This is a genomic window from Streptomyces sp. NPDC003023 (genome assembly GCF_042888225.1).
GTDB lineage: Bacteria > Actinomycetota > Actinomycetes > Streptomycetales > Streptomycetaceae > Streptomyces.
Genome location: NZ_JBIAPL010000007.1, coordinates 199,717 through 216,837, shown reverse-complemented (window position 1 = coordinate 216,837; position 17,121 = coordinate 199,717). Strand labels below are relative to the sequence as shown.

Below are 17,121 nucleotides of genomic sequence, written 5' to 3'. Positions count from 1 at the left end.
GTGTCTCAGGCCTCCGTGCTGATGAAGACGTTCTTGGTCTCGGTGAAAGCGGTGAGTGCGTCGGGGCCCAGTTCACGGCCGAGGCCGGACTGCTTGTAGCCGCCGAACGGTGTCCAGTAGCGGACACTGGAGTGTGAGTTGACGGAGAGGTTGCCCGCCCGGACGGCGCCGCAGACGCGCAGCGCACGGCCCACGTCGCGGGTCCAGACCGAGCCGGACAGGCCGTACTCGGTGGCGTTCGCGAGTCGTACGGCGTCCTCCTCGTCCTCGAAGGGGAGCACGACGGCGACCGGCCCGAAGACCTCTTCGCAGGCGGCGGGCGCGTCGGGCGCAATGTCGGTGAGGACGGTCGGCGGGAACCAGAACCCGGGCCCTTCGGGTGCGCTGCCCCGGATCGCCTTGGCGTCGTCGGGGACGTAGCCGCGCACCCGGTCGAGCTGGCTGCGGGAGATCAGCGGGCCCATCTGGGTCCGCTCGTCGGACGGGTCGCCGACGACGACCGACTCGACGGCGGGGGCGAGCAGGCCGAGGAAGCGGTCGTAGACGGACGCCTGTACGAGGATGCGGGTGCGCGCGCAGCAGTCCTGACCGCTGTTGTCGAGGAACGACATGGGGGTGGTGGCCGCGGCGGCGTCCAGGTCGGAGTCGGCGAAGACGATGTTGGGGCTCTTGCCGCCGAGTTCGAGGGTCACCCGCTTCACGCGATCCGCGCACTTGGCCATGATGCTCTTGCCGACCCCGGTGGAGCCGGTGAAGACGATCTTCGCCACTCCGGGGTGCTCGACGAGCGCGTTCCCGGTCACGTCCCCGGCCCCGGGAAGCACCTGGAAGAGGTGCTCCGGGAGCCCCGCCTCCAGGGCGAGTTCCGCGAGGCGCAGGGCGGTCAGTGGTGTGGTCTCCGCGGGCTTGAGCAGGACGGCGTTCCCGGCGGCGAGGGCGGGCGCGGTGCCCCATGCGGCGATCGGCATGGGGAAGTTCCACGGTGCGATCACGCCGACGACCCCGAGCGGTTCGAGCAGGGTGATGTTCATGCCGCCGGGCACGGGGATCTGACGGCCGTTCAGCCGCTCCACTCCCCCGGCGGCGTAGTCGAGCAGGTCACGGACGTTGCCCGCCTCCCATCGGGCGTTGCCGATGGTGTGGCCGGCTTCCCTGACCTCCAGCCGGGCCAGTTCCTCGATGTGGTCGTCGACCACCACCGCGAAGCGGCGCAGCAGTGCGGCCCGGTCGGCCGGGGCGGCGGCGGCCCACCGATGCTGGGCCCGCGCCGCACGGCCCACGGCGGCGTCCACCTCGGCCGGTGTGGTCGCGGGGACGGTGCGTACGAGTTCTTCCGTGGCCGGGTCGAGCACCTCGTGGTGCGTGCGAGCCGGGGAAGTCGAGATCGGCAAGGGGGCCTCACATGCGTTCGAAGGAGCGGCGGAGCTCCCAGTCGGTCACCGCGGAGTCGAAGGCTTCGAGTTCGACGCGCGCCATGTTGCGGTAGTGGGCGACGACCTCGTCGCCGAAGGCGGCTTTGGCGATCGGGCTGGTCTCCCAGAGCTCGGCCGCCTCGCGCAGGGTGGTGGGAACGTGTTCGTAGTCGGCGGAATAGGCGTTTCCCGGGCAGGCGTCGGGCAGTTCGAGCTGTTGCTCGATGCCGTGCAGGCCGGCTGCCACGAGAGCGGCGACCGCCAGGTGCGGGTTGACGTCACCGCCGGGCAGCCGGTTCTCGAAGCGCAGGGAGGGCCCGTGGCCGACGACCCGCAGGGCGCAGGTGCGGTTGTCCACGCCCCAGGCGACGGCGGTGGGGGCGAAGGAGCCGGGACAAAAGCGCTTGTAGGAGTTGACCGTCGGCGCGTACAGCAGCGAGAAGTCGCGCAGCGCCGCCAGCTGTCCGGCGAGGAAGTGGCGCATGACGGGTGACATCCCCGTGGGGCCGTCACCGGCCATCACACTGCGGCCGTCGGCGTCCCGCAGGGAGAGATGGATGTGGCAGGAGTTGCCCTCGCGCTCGTTGTACTTGGCCATGAAGGTGAGCGAGACGCCCTCCTGGGCGGCGATCTCCTTCGCACCAGTTTTGTAGATCGCGTGCTGGTCACAGGTGACGAGGGCCTCGTCGTACCGGAAGACGATCTCGTGCTGGCCGGGATTGCACTCGCCCTTGGCGGACTCGACGGTCATGCCCGCGCCGGTCATCTCGTTGCGGATGCGGCGCAGCAGGGGCTCGATACGGCCGGTGCCGAGGACGGAGTAGTCGATGTTGTACTGGTTGGCGGGCGTGAGGCCGTGGTAGCCGCTGTCCCAGGCCTGTTCGTAGGTGTCCTTGAAGACGATGAACTCGAGTTCCGTGCCGACGTGCGCCGTCCAGCCGTGCTCGGCGAGACGGTCGAGCTGGCGGCGGAGGATCTGGCGGGGGGCCGCGACGACCGGCGAGCGGTCGTTCCAGGCCAGGTCGGCGACGACGAGTGCGGTGCCCTCGTTCCAGGGCACCCGGCGCAGCGTGGTGAGATCGGGGTGCATGGCGAAGTCGCCGTAGCCGCGTTCCCAGGACGACATCTCGTAACCGTCGACCGTGTTCATCTCGGTGTCGACGGCGAGGAGGTAGTTGCATCCCTCGGTGCCGTGCTCGACGACCTCGTCGAGGAAGAAGGGTGCGGCGAACCGCTTGCCCTGGAGGCGTCCCTGCATGTCGGGAAAGGCCAGGACGACGGTGTCGATCTCGCCGCTCGCGACGAGCGCCCGCAGCTCGTCGAGGGCGAGCGGTGGTTGTCGGTCTGCCATGGGATTGTTCCTCCTCGGGTCAGCCGGGAGTCATAAGGTATGGCTGGAGACCATTGCTTGGGAAGGGGAAACGGCGAGGTGGCGATGACGGGTGGTACGACGGGCGAGCCGGCGGACCGGCTGACACCGGTGCTGCGCCCCGTACGTGCGGGCAACGGCTTCGAGGAGGCGCTCGAGCAGATCCTCCAGCTCCTGCGCCTCGGACTGGTCCCCGGCGGGGAGCGGCTGCCCGCAGAGCGGGAGCTCGCCGAGCGCATGGGCATCAGCCGGGTCACGCTGCGCGAGGTGCTCAAGGTCCTCACCGACCAGGGCCTGGTGGAGAGCCGGCGCGGCCGCTACGGAGGAACGTTCGTGCTCCACCGCCGCGACAGCCACGGCGAGGAGGAACTGCGGCGCCGGGTCGCGGGGGTGGACGTCGAGGACACGCTGCGCTTCCGCGAGGTCCTGGAGGTCGGCGCGGCGGGACTGTGCGCCGCACACGGCCTGACGGACGACGGCGTACACCGGTTGCGCCAGGCACTGGCCGCGACGCACGACGCGCCGCTCGCCGAGTACCGCAGACAGGACACCCTGCTGCACCTGACACTGGCCGAACTGTCGGGCTCGGCCTCCCTCACCGCCCAGTACGCGGCGGTGCGGGCCACGCTCAACGAGCTGCTCGACTGCATCCCGCTGCTGGTGCGCAACCTCGAGCACTCCCAGCATCAGCACACCGCCCTGGTCGAGGCGGTACTGGACGGCGACCCGGACGCGGCGCGCGAGGTGATGCGGGAGCACTGCGAGGGGACGGCGGCCCTGCTGCGGGGCTTCCTGTCGTGAGGGCGGGACGGCGACATGAGGGCGGGACGGCGGACACGAGCGCGGGACGGCGGACACGAGCGCGGGCCGACGGGCACGAGCAGGAGGCGGCGGGCACGAGCGGGAGGCGGCGGGTCGGGCGGCCGTTCCGTGACAACGGCTTTACGCACAGGGGGCTTGCGCCCACGCGCCACTGCCGCAAAGGTGTCCGCACAAACCTTTGACCTGAGCCAGGAGCAACCATGGCTGAAGGCACCACATCGCGCACCCCGTCCCCCGCTCCCCCGGCGTCCGAGTCCGAGGGCGACGCCTATCTGAACCGGCGCACCCTGCGCCGGGGCAGCGCCGGCTGGCTGCTGCTGACCGGTCTCGGCGTCGCGTACGTCGTCTCCGGCGACTTCTCGGGCTGGAACATCGGACTGTCGAAGGGCGGCTTCGGCGGGCTCGCCGTCGCCACCCTGCTGATGGGCGCGATGTACGCCTGCCTGGTCTTCGCACTCGCGGAACTCTCCGCGATCCTGCCCACCGCGGGCGGCGGCTACGGCTTCGCCCGCCGGGCGCTCGGCACCTGGGGCGGCTTCCTCACCGGCACCGCCATCCTCATCGAGTACATCCTCGCCCCCGCCGCGATCTCCATCTTCATCGGCGACTACGTCGAATCCCTCGGCCTCTTCGGCCTGGAGTCCGGCTGGCCGGTCTATCTCGCCTGCTTCGCGATCTTCATCGGCATCCACCTATGGGGCGTCGGCGAGGCGCTGCGGTTCAGCCTGGTGGTGACCGCGATCGCCGTCGCGGCGCTCCTCATCTTCGCGGTGGGCGCCTTCACCGAGTTCAGCGCCGGCGGCCTCGACGACATCCCCGTCGAGGCGAACGCGTTCGGCGCCAACTCCTGGCTGCCGTTCGGCCTGCTGGGGATCTGGGCCGCGTTCCCCTTCGGCATGTGGTTCTTCCTCGGCGTCGAGGGCGTGCCACTCGCGGCGGAGGAGGCGAAGGACCCGGTGCGCTCCATGCCCAAGGCGCTCGCGATCTCCATGGGCATCCTGGTGCTGCTCGCGCTGCTGACCTTCTTCGCGGCGAGCGGTGCCCGCGGCTCCGCCGCCATCCAGGAGGCGGGCAACCCACTGGTCGTCGCACTCCAGGGCGACGGCGACCCGACCGCGCTGAGCCGCTTCGTGAACTACGCGGGCCTCGCCGGGCTCGTGGCCTCCTTCTTCTCCCTGATCTACGCGGGATCCCGGCAGCTCTTCGCCCTCTCCCGGGCCGGATACCTGCCCCGCTTCCTGTCCCTGACCAGCCGCCGCAAGTCCCCCTACCTCGGGCTGGTGATCCCCGGCGCGATCGGCTTCGCGCTGGCGGCGGGCACCGGGAACGGCGCGCGGATGCTGAACATCGCCGTCTTCGGCGCGACGATCAGCTACGCGCTGATGGCGCTGTCCCACATCGTGCTGCGCCGCCGCGAGCCGGAGCTGCCGCGGCCGTACCGCACGCCGGGCGGTGTCCTCACCTCGTCCGTCGCCTTCGTGCTGGCGCTGTCGGCGCTGGTGGCCACGTTCCTGGTGGACAAGGAGGCGGCGTTCATGGCGCTCGGCGTGTACGCCGTGGCGCTCGCCTACTTCGCGCTCTACAGCCGCCACCATCTGGTGGCACGGGCGCCGGAGGAGGAGTTCGCGGCGCTGGCGGCCGCGGAGGCCGAACTGGAACGGGATTGACGGAGGGCACGTCGTGTCACAGCCACTGATCGGTGTCAGCACGTACTGGGAGGCGGCCGCCCGGTGGGGCGTGTGGGAACTGCCCGCCGCGCTGCTGCCTGCCGGGTACCCGCGCCTCGTCCAGGCGGCGGGCGGCCTCGCGGCGATGCTCCCGCCGGACGACCCGTCCCTCGCCGCGTCGGTCGTGGCGCGCCTCGACGGTGTGGTCGTCGCGGGCGGTCCGGACGTCGCGCCGGAGCGGTACGGCGCCGAACGCGACCCCCGCACGGGGCCGCCCGCCCCTGAACGCGACGCCTGGGAGCTGGCACTGATCCGTGCGGCGCTCGCGTCCGGTACACCGCTGCTCGGCATCTGCCGAGGGATGCAGCTGCTGAACGTCGCACTCGGGGGGACGCTCGTGCAGCACCTCGACGGGCACGCCGAGACGGTGGGCGTCTTCGGCGAGCACACCGTGAAGCCGGTGCCGGGCACGCTGTACGGCTCACTGGTCCCGGAGCTCTCGTCGGTTCCGACGTACCACCACCAGTCGGTGGACCGGCTTGGTGAGGGGCTCGTCCCGAGCGCGTACGCGGAGGACGGGACGGTGGAGGCGATCGAACCGGCGGACGGTTCCTGGGTGCTGGGGGTGCAGTGGCATCCGGAGATGGGGGCGGACCGGCGGGTGATGGCGGGGGTGGTACGGGCGGCACGGGGGTAGCGGGTGCGGGGTGCGGGCGTGGCCGCGGGTGCGTGTTCCCCTACCCGCCCCTTCCCGAAACCGGGGCAGGCCCCCGGGCCCCGTGCCGCCCTGCCCGCCGGGCCATTGCACCGCCCTGGCGGGCGATGGCCTCAAGCCCCCCTACGGCCTGGCGGTAGGGAGGGGCCCCAGCCGGGCTGATTGCCGCTGCGCGGCATCCTCGGCCCCGCCGGTGCTTGAGACGCGGGAGGTCCACATCAGCGGTACCTCACACACCGCCAGGCGAAAGGGAAAGCCCCCGAACACCGCCCGGAACACGGAAACGGGTCCGAGCGCGGGACATGCCGCTGCGCGGCATCCTCAGCATCGCCGGCGCCTTGAGGCACTGGGGCCCGGGGGCGGGCCCCGAAACACCGCGCGGAGCGCGGTGAACAGGTCCGGGCGGAGCCCGCCACGCGGTGGAGCCGCGCAGCGAGTACGGCGGGAAGGGGCGCGGGGTGGGGAAACGGCCCGCGCCGCGGACGCGCCGCCCTACCCCCGTGTCAGCCCCAGCAGGTCCCGCGCCGGCCCCGTCGGTCGCTGTGCGTGCGGCCAGACCGCGCGCAGGTCGCGTTCGAGGGCCACGCCCTCCACCGGCACCCGCGTCAGACGGCGCGACGCCAGTTCCTCCGTCACCGCGAGCTCGCTCAGGACCGCCGGTCCGGCGCCGCTGACCGCCGCCGCCTTGACCGCGGTGGTGGAGGCCAGTTCCATCAGCGGCGCGGACAGCCCGCCGTATCCCGACAGCGCCGAGTCGAGCACCTGTCGCGTGCCGGATCCCCGTTCGCGCAGGACCAGTGACGTCCGGGCCAGTTCCTCCGGCGTCAGGGGAGCGCGGCGCCGCCTGGCCCACGCGTGCGCGGGGGCCACGACCACGAACAGCCGGTCGTGGCCGATGACCGTGCCGTCGAGACCCTCCGGTACCGAGAGTCCCTCGACGAAGCCGAGGTCGGCCTCGCCGGAGAGCAGCCGCTCGGCGACCGCCGACGAGTTGCCCGCGATGAGGGAGACCGCGGTGTCGGGGCGGTCCGCGCGCAGCGCGATCAGCCAGCCGGGCAGCAGGTACTCGGCGATCGTCATGCTCGCCGCGACCCGCAGCCGCGAGTCGCGGCGGCCCCGTAGCGCCTGCGCCCCGGCGTCGAACGCCTCTGCCGCCTCCACGATCCGCCGGGCCCAGTCGGTGACGAGCGATCCCGCCTCGGTCAGCCGTGAGCCGCGCGGGGAGCGGTCGACGAGGGCGACACCCAGCTGGCGTTCCATGGAGCGGATGCGGCTGCTGGCCGCGGGCTGGGTTATGCCGAGCTCGCGGGCGGCGCGCCCGAAGCTTCCGTGACGGGCGACCGCGAGCAGCAGTTCCAGCGCGCCCAGCTCGGGAACCCGGTGGGCCAGTGGCACATGTCGCTCTTCGCTCATAAGACCAGCTTATGAGGCGATAGAAGCAAGCTCCCTGGTGGGGGCGGACGGACTCGGGGACCGTCGTGCCATGGTCACCGCGGTACAGCCCCTCCCCCATCCCTCCGAACCTCCCGTCCGGCTCGCCGCCGCGCGCCGGCTGCCGTCCGTCAGGCATCTCGGCCCGAACTGGTACGCCTCGGTGATGGGGACGGCGATCGTGGCGAGCGCCGGGGTCGCGCTGCCCGTGGACGTCCCCGGTCTGCGTGCCGTGTGCACCGTCGTATGGGCGCTGTCCGCCGTGCTGCTGGCCGTCGTTCTCACCGCCCGCGCGGCGCACTGGATCAATCACCGGGACCAGGCGCGTGCCCATCTGCTGGACCCCGCGGTCGCGCCGTTCTACGGATGTCTGGCGATGGCGCTGCTGGCCGTCGGCGCGGGCACGCTCACCGTCGGCAGCGGCGTGGTGGGTGAGGGCCCGGCCACCCTGATCGCGTTCGCCCTGTTCGGGGCGGGGACGCTCATCGGGCTGACTGCCGCGGTCGTCGTGCCGTACCTGCTGGTCGTGCACCACCGGCCGGCACCCGGCAGCGCGTCGCCGGTGTGGCTGCTGCCCGTCGTCGCGCCGATGGTCTCCGCGTCCTTCGGGCCTCTGCTGGTGCCTCGTCTGCCGCCCGGCCAGTGGCGGGAGGCGATGCTGCTCTCGAGCTACGCCATGTTCGGCCTGAGCCTGCTGGCCACGCTGCTGATCCTGCCGGTGGTCTTCGCGCGCCTGGTGCACCACGGCCCGCTGCCCCTCGCCCTGACCCCGTCGCTGTTCCTGGTGCTCGGCCCGCTGGGCCAGTCGACGACCGCCGTGAACAAGCTGGCCGATGTCGCACCGGGGGCAATAGACGCGCCGTACGCGGCGGGGCTCGGCGCGCTCGCCGTGGTCTACGGCGTGCCGGTGATGGGGTTCGCCCTGCTGTGGCTGGCGCTCGCGGCGGCGATGGTGCTGCGGGCGGCCCGGCGCGGCATGCCGTTCACGATGGGCTGGTGGGCCTTCACGTTCCCGGTCGGCACCTGCGTGACGGGCGCGGAGACGCTCGCGCACCACACCGGCCTGGCGGCGTACGCGTGGCTGGCGGTCGCGCTCTACGCGTTCCTCGTCACGGCGTGGGCCGTCGCCGGGACGCTCACCCTGCGCGGTCTGCTGCGCCGAGAGCTGCTCGCAGCGCCTCGCTGAGCACGTCCGGCGCCTCGACCAGGGAAGGGCCGTACCAGGTCAGGTACCGTCCGTCGACCAGGGCGGCGGGCAGGCCGGGGAAGGCCTCCGGCCCGTCGTCGGCGGTGAACCGGTACGGCTCGTCGGGCAGCACGACGGCTCGGGCGCCGCTCGCCCGCAGGTCGTCGAGCGGGATGCGCGGATAGCGTTCCTCGTGACCGGCGTACACGTTGTCGACGCCGAGCCGGGCGAGCAGGTCCCCGGCGAACGTGTCACGGCCCAGCACCATCCACGGCCGGCGCCACACGGGCACCACGGCCCGCGACCGCGGCAGCGGTTCGACCGCCGCCCACTTCTGCCGGGCGTCGTCCAGCCAGCGCGGGCGGGTGAGGGAGCACCCCGTCACGAGGACCCGTTCCAGTTCGGCGAACGCCTGGTCGAGTCCGCGCACCTCGGTCACCATGACCTCGACACCGGCCTCGCGCAGCGCGGCGATGTCAGGCTCGCGGTTCTCCTCCTCGTTGGCGACGACGAGGTCGGGCCGCAGCCGCAGCACCGCCGCGACGTCGGGGTTCTTGGTGCCGCCGATACGTGCGGCGCCGAGTCCGGGCGGGTGGCTGCACCAGTCGGTGACGCCGACCAGCAGCCCGGGCGCGGTGACGGCGACGGCCTCCGTCAGCGAGGGCACCAGGGAGACGACGCGCACCGGGCCGCCTAGCCGCGCGGGTCGGTGGTCGTCGCGAGATGTTCCGAGACCGCGACGACGAGGATGCGGGTGTCGGGGGTGGTGGCGCGCCAGCGGTGGCGTACGCCGCCCGAGAGGAACAGCGAGTCGCCGGGGCCCAGCCGGTAGGCACGGCCTTCGGCCTCCACCTCCACGGCTCCGTCCGCGACGTACAGCAGCTCGTCGTTGCGGTGCTCGAACTCCCGGCCGGTCTCCTTCTCCCCGGTGAACTCCAGGGCGGTCAGCTGGTGCTGCCCCCGGACCAGGGCCCGGATGCCGTCGGAGGGGCCGCGGGAGCGGGCGTCGTCGCCCGCGCGCACGAGGTCCACGGTGCGTCCGGCGTCGGAGGCGGCGAGCAGCCGCTCGGCCGTGGTGTCGAGGGCGTCGGCGACCCGTTGGAGGGAGCGCATGCTGGGGCGGGCGCGCTCGTTCTCGATCTGGCTGAGGAAGGGCACGGAGAGGCCGCTGCGGGCGGCGACCGCGGCCAGTGTGAGGCCGAGGTTCCTGCGGCGTTTGCGCACGGCGGCGCCCACCCGGAGAGGCTCTTCCCTCTCCTTGGTGTCCTTCGCGTCCTTCGCGTCCATGGGCCGGGCTCCCCTCCCCTGGGTCCTGTCTCACCATACGCACCATCCGTCCACCCGTACTCGACAAGCGCACGAGCTGGGCCTTCGAAAGGCCAGTGCGGCCGGAAACAGCCACTGGAAGCAGACACCGAAAAGGGGTGGGTCCCGCCTTCACGGCGGAACCCACCCCTTTCGCGTGAGTGTCGACGGCGGCGCCTGTACGGCTACCGCGGCGCGATCTCGTCCGCGATACCCGGATTCTGCTCCATCCAGGCCTTCACGGCCTCTTCCTCATGGCCCGTACCGCGCTTCTGGATCTCGTTCTCCAGACCGGCGAGCTGCTTCTCGCTCAGCTCGAAGTCCTTGAACCACTTGGTGAGCTGCGGGTACTGCTTCGGGAAGTCCTTGGAGGCGACGGTGTGGATCTCGTCGCCCCCGCCGAAGGACTTCTTCGGGTCGGCGAGCTTGGTCAGCTCGTACTCGCTGTAGGCCCAGTGCGGGGTCCACAGCATGACCGCGACCGGCTCCTTCTTGTCGTACGCGCGCTTCAGCTCGGCGAGCATGCCGGGGGTGGAACTGTCGACGACCTCGAACTCGTCCGCGAGACCGTAGTCCGGCAGAACCTTGTTCTTGAGGATGTTCATGGTCTCGGTGCCCGGCTCGATGCCGATGACGCGGCCGTCGAGGTCGCCCCCGCGGCCCTTGAGGTCGTCCAGCGAGTCGACGCCCTCGACGTACGAGGGGACGGCGAGCTCCAGGGACGTCGGTCCGTACCAGGCGCCGAGGTCGGTGAGCTTGTCGCCGTACTTGTCCCAGTACTTCTTCTGCGTGGTCGGGAGCCAGCCGTCGAACTGCACGTCGATCTGGCCGCGGGAGAGCGCGGTGTACATCGGGCCGACCTCGAACTGCTTGAGGTTCATCGTGTAGCCGCGCTCCTCGAGGACCGCCTTCCACAGGTACGTGGCGGCGATGTCCTCCTCCCACGGGAACCAGGCGACGTTCAGGGCGCGGTCACGCTCGTCCTTGCCGTCCTTGCCCGCCTTGCCGCTCTTGGCGACGGGGGCCCAGGAGTCGGCCAGGCCGGGGTTGTCCTTCAGCCAGGCGCGGACGGCCTGCTGCTCGTTGCCCTTGCCCGTGCCCTGGATCTTCGCCTCGAGACCGGTGAGCTGCTCCTCGGTCATCTTGAAGTCCTTGAGCCACTTGCCGACCTGCGGGAACTCCGCGGCGAAGCCCTTGCGTGCGAGGGTGTGCACACCGTCGCCCTTGCCCCAGGAGCCCTTGGGGTCCTTCAGCTTCTTCAGGTCGTAGGTGCTGTACGCCCAGTGCGGCGACCACAGTGTGGTGACGACGGGTTCCTTCTTGTCGTACGCGCGCTTCAGCTCGGCGAGCATGCCGGGCGTGGAGCCGTCGACGACCTCGTACTCGCCCTCGAGGCCGTAGTCCTTCAGGACCTTGTCCTTGAGGATGCCCATCATTCCGGCGCTCGGCTCGATGCCGACGATCCGGCCCTTGAACCGGTCCGACTCGCCCTTGAGGTCGTCGAGCGAGTCGATGCCCTCCATGTAGGCGGGGACGGACAGCTCCAGCGAGGTGGGGCCGTACCAGGAGCCCAGGTCCTCGAGCTTGTCGCCGTACTTGTCCATGTAGGAGGCGTGGGTGACCGGAAGCCAGGCGTCGGTCTGGAAGTCGATCTGACCGCCGGCGAGACCGGTGTAGAGCGAGCCGGCCTCCAGCTGCTTGGTGTCGACCTCGAAGCCGCGCTGCTCCAGCAGCTCCTTCCACAGGAAGGTGGAGGCGATGCCCTCGTCCCACGGGATGTAGCCGATGGAGACCTTCTTGCCGTCCCCGATCCTCGCGTCGGCGGCGGCGGTGTCCGTCTTCGCGCCGCCGAACATGCCCATGCCGCCCGCCACCAGGGCGAGGACGACGATGCCGACGACCGCGACGGCCGGCTGCGGGCGGTGGTCCCAGATCTTCAGGCCGCCGGCCGCGGCGCGCGCCTTGGCGAGCGCGCGGCGCCCGAGCGGCGAGACCTGGCGGCCCAGCGCGCCGGTCATCCGGTCGAGGTACATGGCGAGGATGACGATGGAGACGCCTGCCTCGAACCCGAGGCCGATGTCGACGTTGCCGATGGCCCGGTAGACGGCGCCGCCGAGGCCGCCGCCTCCGACCATGCCGGCGATGACGACCATGGACAGGCCGAGCATGATGACCTGGTTGACACCGGCCATGATCGTCGGCAGGGCGAGCGGGAGCTGGACACGGAACAGGGTGTTTCGCGGCGTCGTGCCGAAGGCCTCCGCGGCTTCGACGAGTTCCCCGTCCACCTGCCGGATGCCGAGTTCGGTCATCCGCACGCCGGGCGGCAGGGCGAAGATGATGGTGGCGATGATGCCGGGGACCACTCCGACGCCGAAGAAGATGATGCCGGGGATCAGATAGACCATCGCGGGCATGGTCTGCATGAAGTCGAGCACCGGCCGGACGATCGTGCTGACGGTCTTCGACCGCGAGGCCCAGATGCCGAGGGGCACGGCGACCGCCAGCGTGACGATGGTCGCGACGAGCACCAGCGAGAGGGTCGACATCGCGTCTTCCCACAGCTCGATGGAGTCGATCAGCGCGAAGCCCGCGAAGGCGAGGACACCGGCGAACAGTCCGCGCAGCCACCAGGCGACGACCGCGAGGATGCCGGCGAAGAGCAGCGGCGCCGGCGCGGACAGGGCCGCGTCGATGCCGTCGTACATCCCGGTGACGAGCGAGCTGATCGCGTCGAACAGCCAGGAGAGGTGGCGCTGGAGCCAGTCGACACCGCTGTCGACCCAGTCGCCGAGGTGGAGCCTAGGCACTGGCCACCGCCTTGTCCGCCGGGGCGGCGGACTTCACGGGGACGGACTCGGCCGACGCCGGCGCGGAGGGCGCGGGCACGGCAGGCGGCGCGGTGGGCGTCATCGGCTCGCCGAGGACGGCGAGGAGCCGGGCCCTCGGGACGACACCGATCAGCTCGCCCCCGTCGTCGACGACGGCGACGGCCGTGCCGGTGGTGGAGCAGGGAGTGAACAGTTCGATGATCGGCGTGTCGGCGGGGACGGTGGCGGGCGCCGCCGCCAGTACGTCCTTGGCGTCGCGCAGTTCCTTGCCGCTGTCCGTCTTCGTGCCGTACGCCGTCTCCGGGTCGGCCATGATCGCGCCCGCGGTGAGCACGCGGGAGCGGTCGACGTCCTGGGTGAAGGAGGCGACGTAGTCGTTGGCGGGGGTGACGAGGATGTCCTCGGCGGTGCCGAGCTGGACGATCCTGCCGTCGCGCATCACGGCGATCGAGTCGCCGAGCCGCATGGCCTCGTTGAGGTCGTGCGTGATGAAGACGATGGTCTTCTTCAGGCGTTTCTGCAGCTCGAGCAGCTGGTCCTGCATGTCGCGGCGGATCAGCGGGTCGAGGGCGCTGAAGGACTCGTCCATCAGCAGCAGGTCGGCGTCGGTGGCGAGCGCGCGGGCGAGGCCGACGCGCTGCTGCATGCCGCCGGAGAGCTCGTCGGGCCAGGAGTTCTCCCAGCCGCCGAGGCCCGCCAGTTCCAGTGCCTGCGCCGCGCGCTGCTCTCGCTCGGCGCGGGGCACGCCCTGCACCTCGAGGCCGTAGCCGGCGTTCTCGAGGACGCTGCGGTGCGGGAAGAGCGCGAAGTGCTGGAACACCATGCTGATCTTGGTGGAGCGCACGGTGCGCAGGTCCCGGTCGCTCAGGGAGGTCAGGTCCTGGCCGTCGAAGAGCACGCGTCCGGCGGTGGGCTCCAGCAGGCCGTTGAGCATGCGCAGGAGGGTGGACTTGCCGGACCCGGACAGACCCATGACGACGAATATCTGACCGGGTTCGACGCTGAAGGAGGCGTCGATCACGGCCGCTGTCGTGCCGTCGGCGCGCAGCTCGTCACGGTCGGCGCCGCTTTCGAGTCTGGTCACCGCTTCGTCGGGTCGTCTGCCGAACACCTTGTACAAGTGCTCGGCCTGCAGCCTGGACACATACACCTCACGGGTCGAACCGGAAACGGCCCGCCACCCCCGCCGGCAGGCCGTGGAGCCCGACGAGGTCTTCCCGTTGCCCGGTGCAATTGTTGAATTCCGAACCGGGTTGGCTCCGGCTCCGCGCCTCCCCGGATACGAGGAAGCCAAACGGAAGTGTGACCCAGTTCACCTCCGCGCCACCTGTCCGGAGCGTCGTGCGGCGGCCGGGGCCGGCTGTCAGTGGTGTGCGGCATCATCGTGCCTGTGACGCGACGCCTGATGCTCCTCGACACCGCTTCCCTGTACTTCCGGGCCTATTTCGGGGTCCCCGACTCGGTCCGGGCGCCCGACGGCACTCCGGTCAACGCGGTGCGCGGGCTCCTCGACTTCATCGCACGGCTGGTCCAGGACCACCGGCCGGACGACCTGGTCGCCTGCTGGGACAACGACTGGCGGCCACAGTGGCGCGTGGACCTCATCCCCTCCTACAAGGCGCACCGCGTCGCAAAGGAGCGCGAGCTCGGGCCGGACGAGGAGGAGGTCCCCGACACGCTCACGCCCCAGGTTCCCGTGATCGAGGCGGTGCTGGCGGCGGTCGGCATCGCCCGCGTCGGCGCCGACGGGTACGAGGCGGACGACATCATCGGCACGCTCACCGCGCGGGCCACCGGGCCGGTGGACATCGTCACCGGCGACCGCGACCTGTTCCAGCTGGTCGACGACGCACGCGAGCGTCGCGTGCTCTACCCGCTCAAGGGCGTCGGGACCCTGCAGACCACGGACGAGGCGTGGCTTCGCGAGCGCTACGGGGTGGACGGTCCCGGTTACGTCGATCTGGCGCTGCTCCGGGGCGACCCGAGCGACGGGCTGCCCGGCGTGCCCGGCATCGGCGAGAAGACCGCGGCCAAGCTGCTCGACACGTACGGCGACCTCGACGGGATCATGGCGGCCGTGGGCGACCGCACCTCGAAGCTGACACCGGCGCAGCGCCGGCGGCTGGACGAGGCGAGGGCCTACGTCGCGGTCGCGCCGAAGGTCGTACGCGTCGCCTCCGACGTGGCACTGCCCGATTTCGACGCGTCGCTGCCGCGCGCACCGCGCGATCCCGGCGCCCTCGACGAGCTCGCGGAGCGGTGGGGGCTGGGCGGAGCGGTGGTGCGCCTGCGGAACGCACTGGAGCACTGAAGCCCCGATCACCGAGGCGGAGATGTTAACTTAGGCAAGCCTAAGCAACTATCGCCGTCCAGGGGAGCAGCACCGTGGCAGACCGAGCGGAACGACCGGCGCGCAAGTCACCGAAGGTCCATGAGGCGCAGGTGGTCCGCACCGAGCGACTGACCCCGCACATGGTGCGGGTCGTGCTCGCGGGCGACGGCCTGGCCGCGTTCGAGCTCGCCGGATTCGCGGACCACTACGTCAAGCTGATCTTCCCGCCCGAAGGCGTCACGTATCCGGAGCCGTTCGACATGGACCGGATCCGCGAGGAGTTCCCGCGCGACCAGTGGCCCGCGAACCGCACGTACACGGTGCGCAACTGGAACGCGGCCCACCGCGAGTTGACGATCGACTTCGTCGTCCACGGCGACGAGGGACTGGCCGGCCCCTGGGCGGCCCGCGCCCGGGTCGGCGAGACGATGCGGTTCCTCGGGCCCGGCGGCGGCTACGCCCCGGCGCCGGAGGCGGACTGGCACCTTCTCGTCGGCGACGAGAGCGCGCTGCCGGCGATCGCGGCGGCACTGGAGCAGATGCCGGCGGGCGCCGTCGTCCACGCCTTCGTCGAGGTCTCGGGCCCCGAGGACGAGCAGAAGGCCGTCACACCGGACGGCGCCGGGATCACCTGGCTGCACCGGGGCGAGCGCCCGGTCGGCGCGGCGCTCGTCGAGGCGGTGGCGGCGCTGGACTTCCCGGAGGGGACGGTCTGCGCGTTCGTGCACGGCGAGGCCGCGTGCGTGAAGGAACTGCGCCGGCTGCTGCGCGTGGAGCGCGGGATCCCGAAGGAGCAGCTGTCGATCTCGGGCTACTGGCGACTGGGCCAGACGGACGAGGCGTGGCGTGCGGTGAAGCGCGAGTGGAACGAGCAGGTGGAGCGGGAGCAGGAGGGCGCGGGAGCGTGACTCCGTGACAGCGTGAACCCGGTGACGCCGTGACGCCGTGACGCCGTGACGCCGTGCGCCGTGACAGCGTGACACGTGACAGCGTGAACCTGGTGACGCCTCATGGACGCCGGCCTGTGCGGCGGCATCGCGGCGTCGGACTCCGGCCGCACGTAGCCGCTCGCACTCCGCCCGGCCGGGATGCCCGGGCGGGCGGGGCTTGCCGCGACCCGTGACAACGGCGACGGGCGCGGGCGGCGCGAGGGCAGCACCCTTCGACGGCCCGGTCCACGGGGAGGGATCAGCCCGTCCGGCGGGTGACAGCGCCCCGTCCGGCACCGCACGGGCCCCTGGTCTCACCTCGCCACGCGGCATCCGGACGTCCCTGGACCGGGTTCGGCGCAAAGGGAGGGGAAACCGCCCCTACAGTGGGCGCGACCCGCCCGCGGCACGTTCGCGCCCCCTCACGGCCCCCGCTCGCGGCGCGCTCCCGTTCCCCTCACGGCCCCGCCCCGGGGCGCCCCGACTGTCACTCGCCCCCGTCGAACACCCGCGCCGACGCGTCCACCTGCGCCATCCGCCGCAGCGCCGTCAGCATCGCGTCGCCGAGCACCGTGCCGACGACCGTGCTCTCCACCAGATCGTCCAGGCCGAGGCGCCGCGCCACGTGCGCCACGTCCGCCGCGGCCACCTTCTCCGCCGCGGCGGCGTAGTCGTCGAGAACCTCGGCGAACACGCCGTGGCCGACCCGTTCCAGCGCCGCCAGCGCCTCCGCCAGCGCCAGTGCCGCCGGGTGATCGTCGTCGACCGCCCAGCCCCGGCGCGCGACGAGCTCGCGGACCTTCTCCCGAGCGGCGACCGGGGATTCGTCCCCGAGCGTCTCGTACCGCGGTACGAGACGGTCCGTGACGGCGCCGAGCACCTTGTGGATCGACCGGTCCGGGTCGTCGACGGCGACGAGCACGTCCCTGATCGAGGAGACGGAGAGTCCGCCGACCTCGAGCAGCGCGCGGACGAGCCGCAGTCTGCGCTCGTGCCCGTCCGAGTAGCTGGCCTGGTTGGGGCTGGTCAACTCCCCCGTCGGCAGCAGCCCTTCTCGTACGTAGTACTTGATCGTCGGGACCGGCACTCCGGTCCTGCGGCTCAACTCACCGATGCGCACCG

The 17,121-nt window shown here is 71.7% G+C and carries 14 protein-coding genes; 6 read left to right on the top strand and 8 right to left on the bottom strand.

Features of this window, described 5'->3' with window-relative positions; translation table 11 throughout:
- Nucleotides 1–5: 5 nt before the first annotated feature.
- Both ACFYV1_RS23435 and ACFYV1_RS23430 read right to left on the bottom strand, forming a co-directional pair.
- Entirely contained in the window at nucleotides 6–1,385 is a 1,380-nt protein-coding gene (locus tag ACFYV1_RS23435) for an aldehyde dehydrogenase family protein (RefSeq protein WP_389397711.1), read from the bottom strand.
- Between the two features lie 13 nt (nucleotides 1,386–1,398).
- The gene (locus ACFYV1_RS23430; protein ID WP_389397482.1) at nucleotides 1,399–2,763 is read right to left on the bottom strand and encodes a glutamine synthetase family protein; all 1,365 of its coding nucleotides are present in this window, start codon (nucleotides 2,761–2,763) and stop codon (nucleotides 1,399–1,401) included.
- Between the two features lie 84 nt (nucleotides 2,764–2,847).
- Between ACFYV1_RS23430 and ACFYV1_RS23425 the strand changes: the two genes are divergently transcribed.
- The 3 genes from ACFYV1_RS23425 to ACFYV1_RS23415 all read left to right on the top strand — a co-directional run bounded on the left by ACFYV1_RS23425 (nucleotide 2,848) and on the right by ACFYV1_RS23415 (nucleotide 5,967).
- Nucleotides 2,848–3,582 carry a FadR/GntR family transcriptional regulator gene (locus tag ACFYV1_RS23425; RefSeq protein ID WP_389397710.1) on the top strand — a complete coding sequence of 245 codons (735 nt, stop codon included), beginning with the start codon at nucleotides 2,848–2,850 and terminating at the stop codon, nucleotides 3,580–3,582.
- 221 nt (nucleotides 3,583–3,803) lie between these two features.
- Nucleotides 3,804–5,270 carry an ethanolamine permease gene (gene eat, locus ACFYV1_RS23420; protein ID WP_389397481.1) on the top strand — a complete coding sequence of 489 codons (1,467 nt, stop codon included), beginning with the start codon at nucleotides 3,804–3,806 and terminating at the stop codon, nucleotides 5,268–5,270.
- A gap of 13 nt (nucleotides 5,271–5,283) precedes the next feature.
- Nucleotides 5,284–5,967 carry a gamma-glutamyl-gamma-aminobutyrate hydrolase family protein gene (locus ACFYV1_RS23415; RefSeq protein WP_389397480.1) on the top strand — a complete coding sequence of 228 codons (684 nt, stop codon included), beginning with the start codon at nucleotides 5,284–5,286 and terminating at the stop codon, nucleotides 5,965–5,967.
- 510 nt (nucleotides 5,968–6,477) lie between these two features.
- Here ACFYV1_RS23415 and ACFYV1_RS23410 read toward each other — a convergent pair.
- Nucleotides 6,478–7,398 (bottom strand): LysR family transcriptional regulator, encoded by a 921-nt coding sequence (locus ACFYV1_RS23410; RefSeq protein WP_389397479.1) that lies wholly within the window; start codon nucleotides 7,396–7,398, stop codon nucleotides 6,478–6,480.
- A gap of 70 nt (nucleotides 7,399–7,468) precedes the next feature.
- Here ACFYV1_RS23410 and ACFYV1_RS23405 point away from each other — a divergent pair, with 70 nt between their 5' ends.
- Nucleotides 7,469–8,602 (top strand): TDT family transporter, encoded by a 1,134-nt coding sequence (locus tag ACFYV1_RS23405; protein WP_389397478.1) that lies wholly within the window; start codon nucleotides 7,469–7,471, stop codon nucleotides 8,600–8,602.
- Here ACFYV1_RS23405 and ACFYV1_RS23400 read toward each other — a convergent pair.
- The 4 genes from ACFYV1_RS23400 to ACFYV1_RS23385 all read right to left on the bottom strand — a co-directional run bounded on the left by ACFYV1_RS23400 (nucleotide 8,553) and on the right by ACFYV1_RS23385 (nucleotide 13,882).
- Nucleotides 8,553–9,287 carry a helical backbone metal receptor gene (locus ACFYV1_RS23400; protein ID WP_389397477.1) on the bottom strand — a complete coding sequence of 245 codons (735 nt, stop codon included), beginning with the start codon at nucleotides 9,285–9,287 and terminating at the stop codon, nucleotides 8,553–8,555. The genes ACFYV1_RS23405 and ACFYV1_RS23400 overlap by 50 nt on opposite strands.
- A gap of 8 nt (nucleotides 9,288–9,295) precedes the next feature.
- The gene (locus ACFYV1_RS23395) at nucleotides 9,296–9,889 is read right to left on the bottom strand and encodes a helix-turn-helix domain-containing protein (protein WP_389397476.1); all 594 of its coding nucleotides are present in this window, start codon (nucleotides 9,887–9,889) and stop codon (nucleotides 9,296–9,298) included.
- A gap of 203 nt (nucleotides 9,890–10,092) precedes the next feature.
- Entirely contained in the window at nucleotides 10,093–12,717 is a 2,625-nt protein-coding gene (locus ACFYV1_RS23390) for an ABC transporter permease/substrate binding protein (protein ID WP_389397475.1), read from the bottom strand.
- Nucleotides 12,710–13,882 carry a glycine betaine/L-proline ABC transporter ATP-binding protein gene (locus ACFYV1_RS23385; RefSeq protein WP_389397474.1) on the bottom strand — a complete coding sequence of 391 codons (1,173 nt, stop codon included), beginning with the start codon at nucleotides 13,880–13,882 and terminating at the stop codon, nucleotides 12,710–12,712. Before ACFYV1_RS23385 ends, ACFYV1_RS23390 begins: the two co-directional genes overlap by 8 nt.
- 261 nt (nucleotides 13,883–14,143) lie before the next feature.
- Between ACFYV1_RS23385 and ACFYV1_RS23380 the strand changes: the two genes are divergently transcribed.
- Both ACFYV1_RS23380 and ACFYV1_RS23375 read left to right on the top strand, forming a co-directional pair.
- Nucleotides 14,144–15,049 (top strand): 5'-3' exonuclease H3TH domain-containing protein, encoded by a 906-nt coding sequence (locus ACFYV1_RS23380; protein WP_389397709.1) that lies wholly within the window; start codon nucleotides 14,144–14,146, stop codon nucleotides 15,047–15,049.
- Nucleotides 15,050–15,123: 74 nt separating this feature from the next.
- Nucleotides 15,124–15,978: a siderophore-interacting protein gene (locus ACFYV1_RS23375; protein WP_389397473.1), complete on the top strand. Its 855-nt coding sequence runs from the start codon at nucleotides 15,124–15,126 to the stop codon at nucleotides 15,976–15,978.
- 508 nt (nucleotides 15,979–16,486) lie between these two features.
- Here the strand turns inward: ACFYV1_RS23375 and ACFYV1_RS23370 are convergent.
- Nucleotides 16,487–17,119: a MerR family transcriptional regulator gene (locus tag ACFYV1_RS23370; RefSeq protein WP_389397472.1), complete on the bottom strand. Its 633-nt coding sequence runs from the start codon at nucleotides 17,117–17,119 to the stop codon at nucleotides 16,487–16,489.
- Nucleotides 17,120–17,121: the final 2 nt, after the last annotated feature.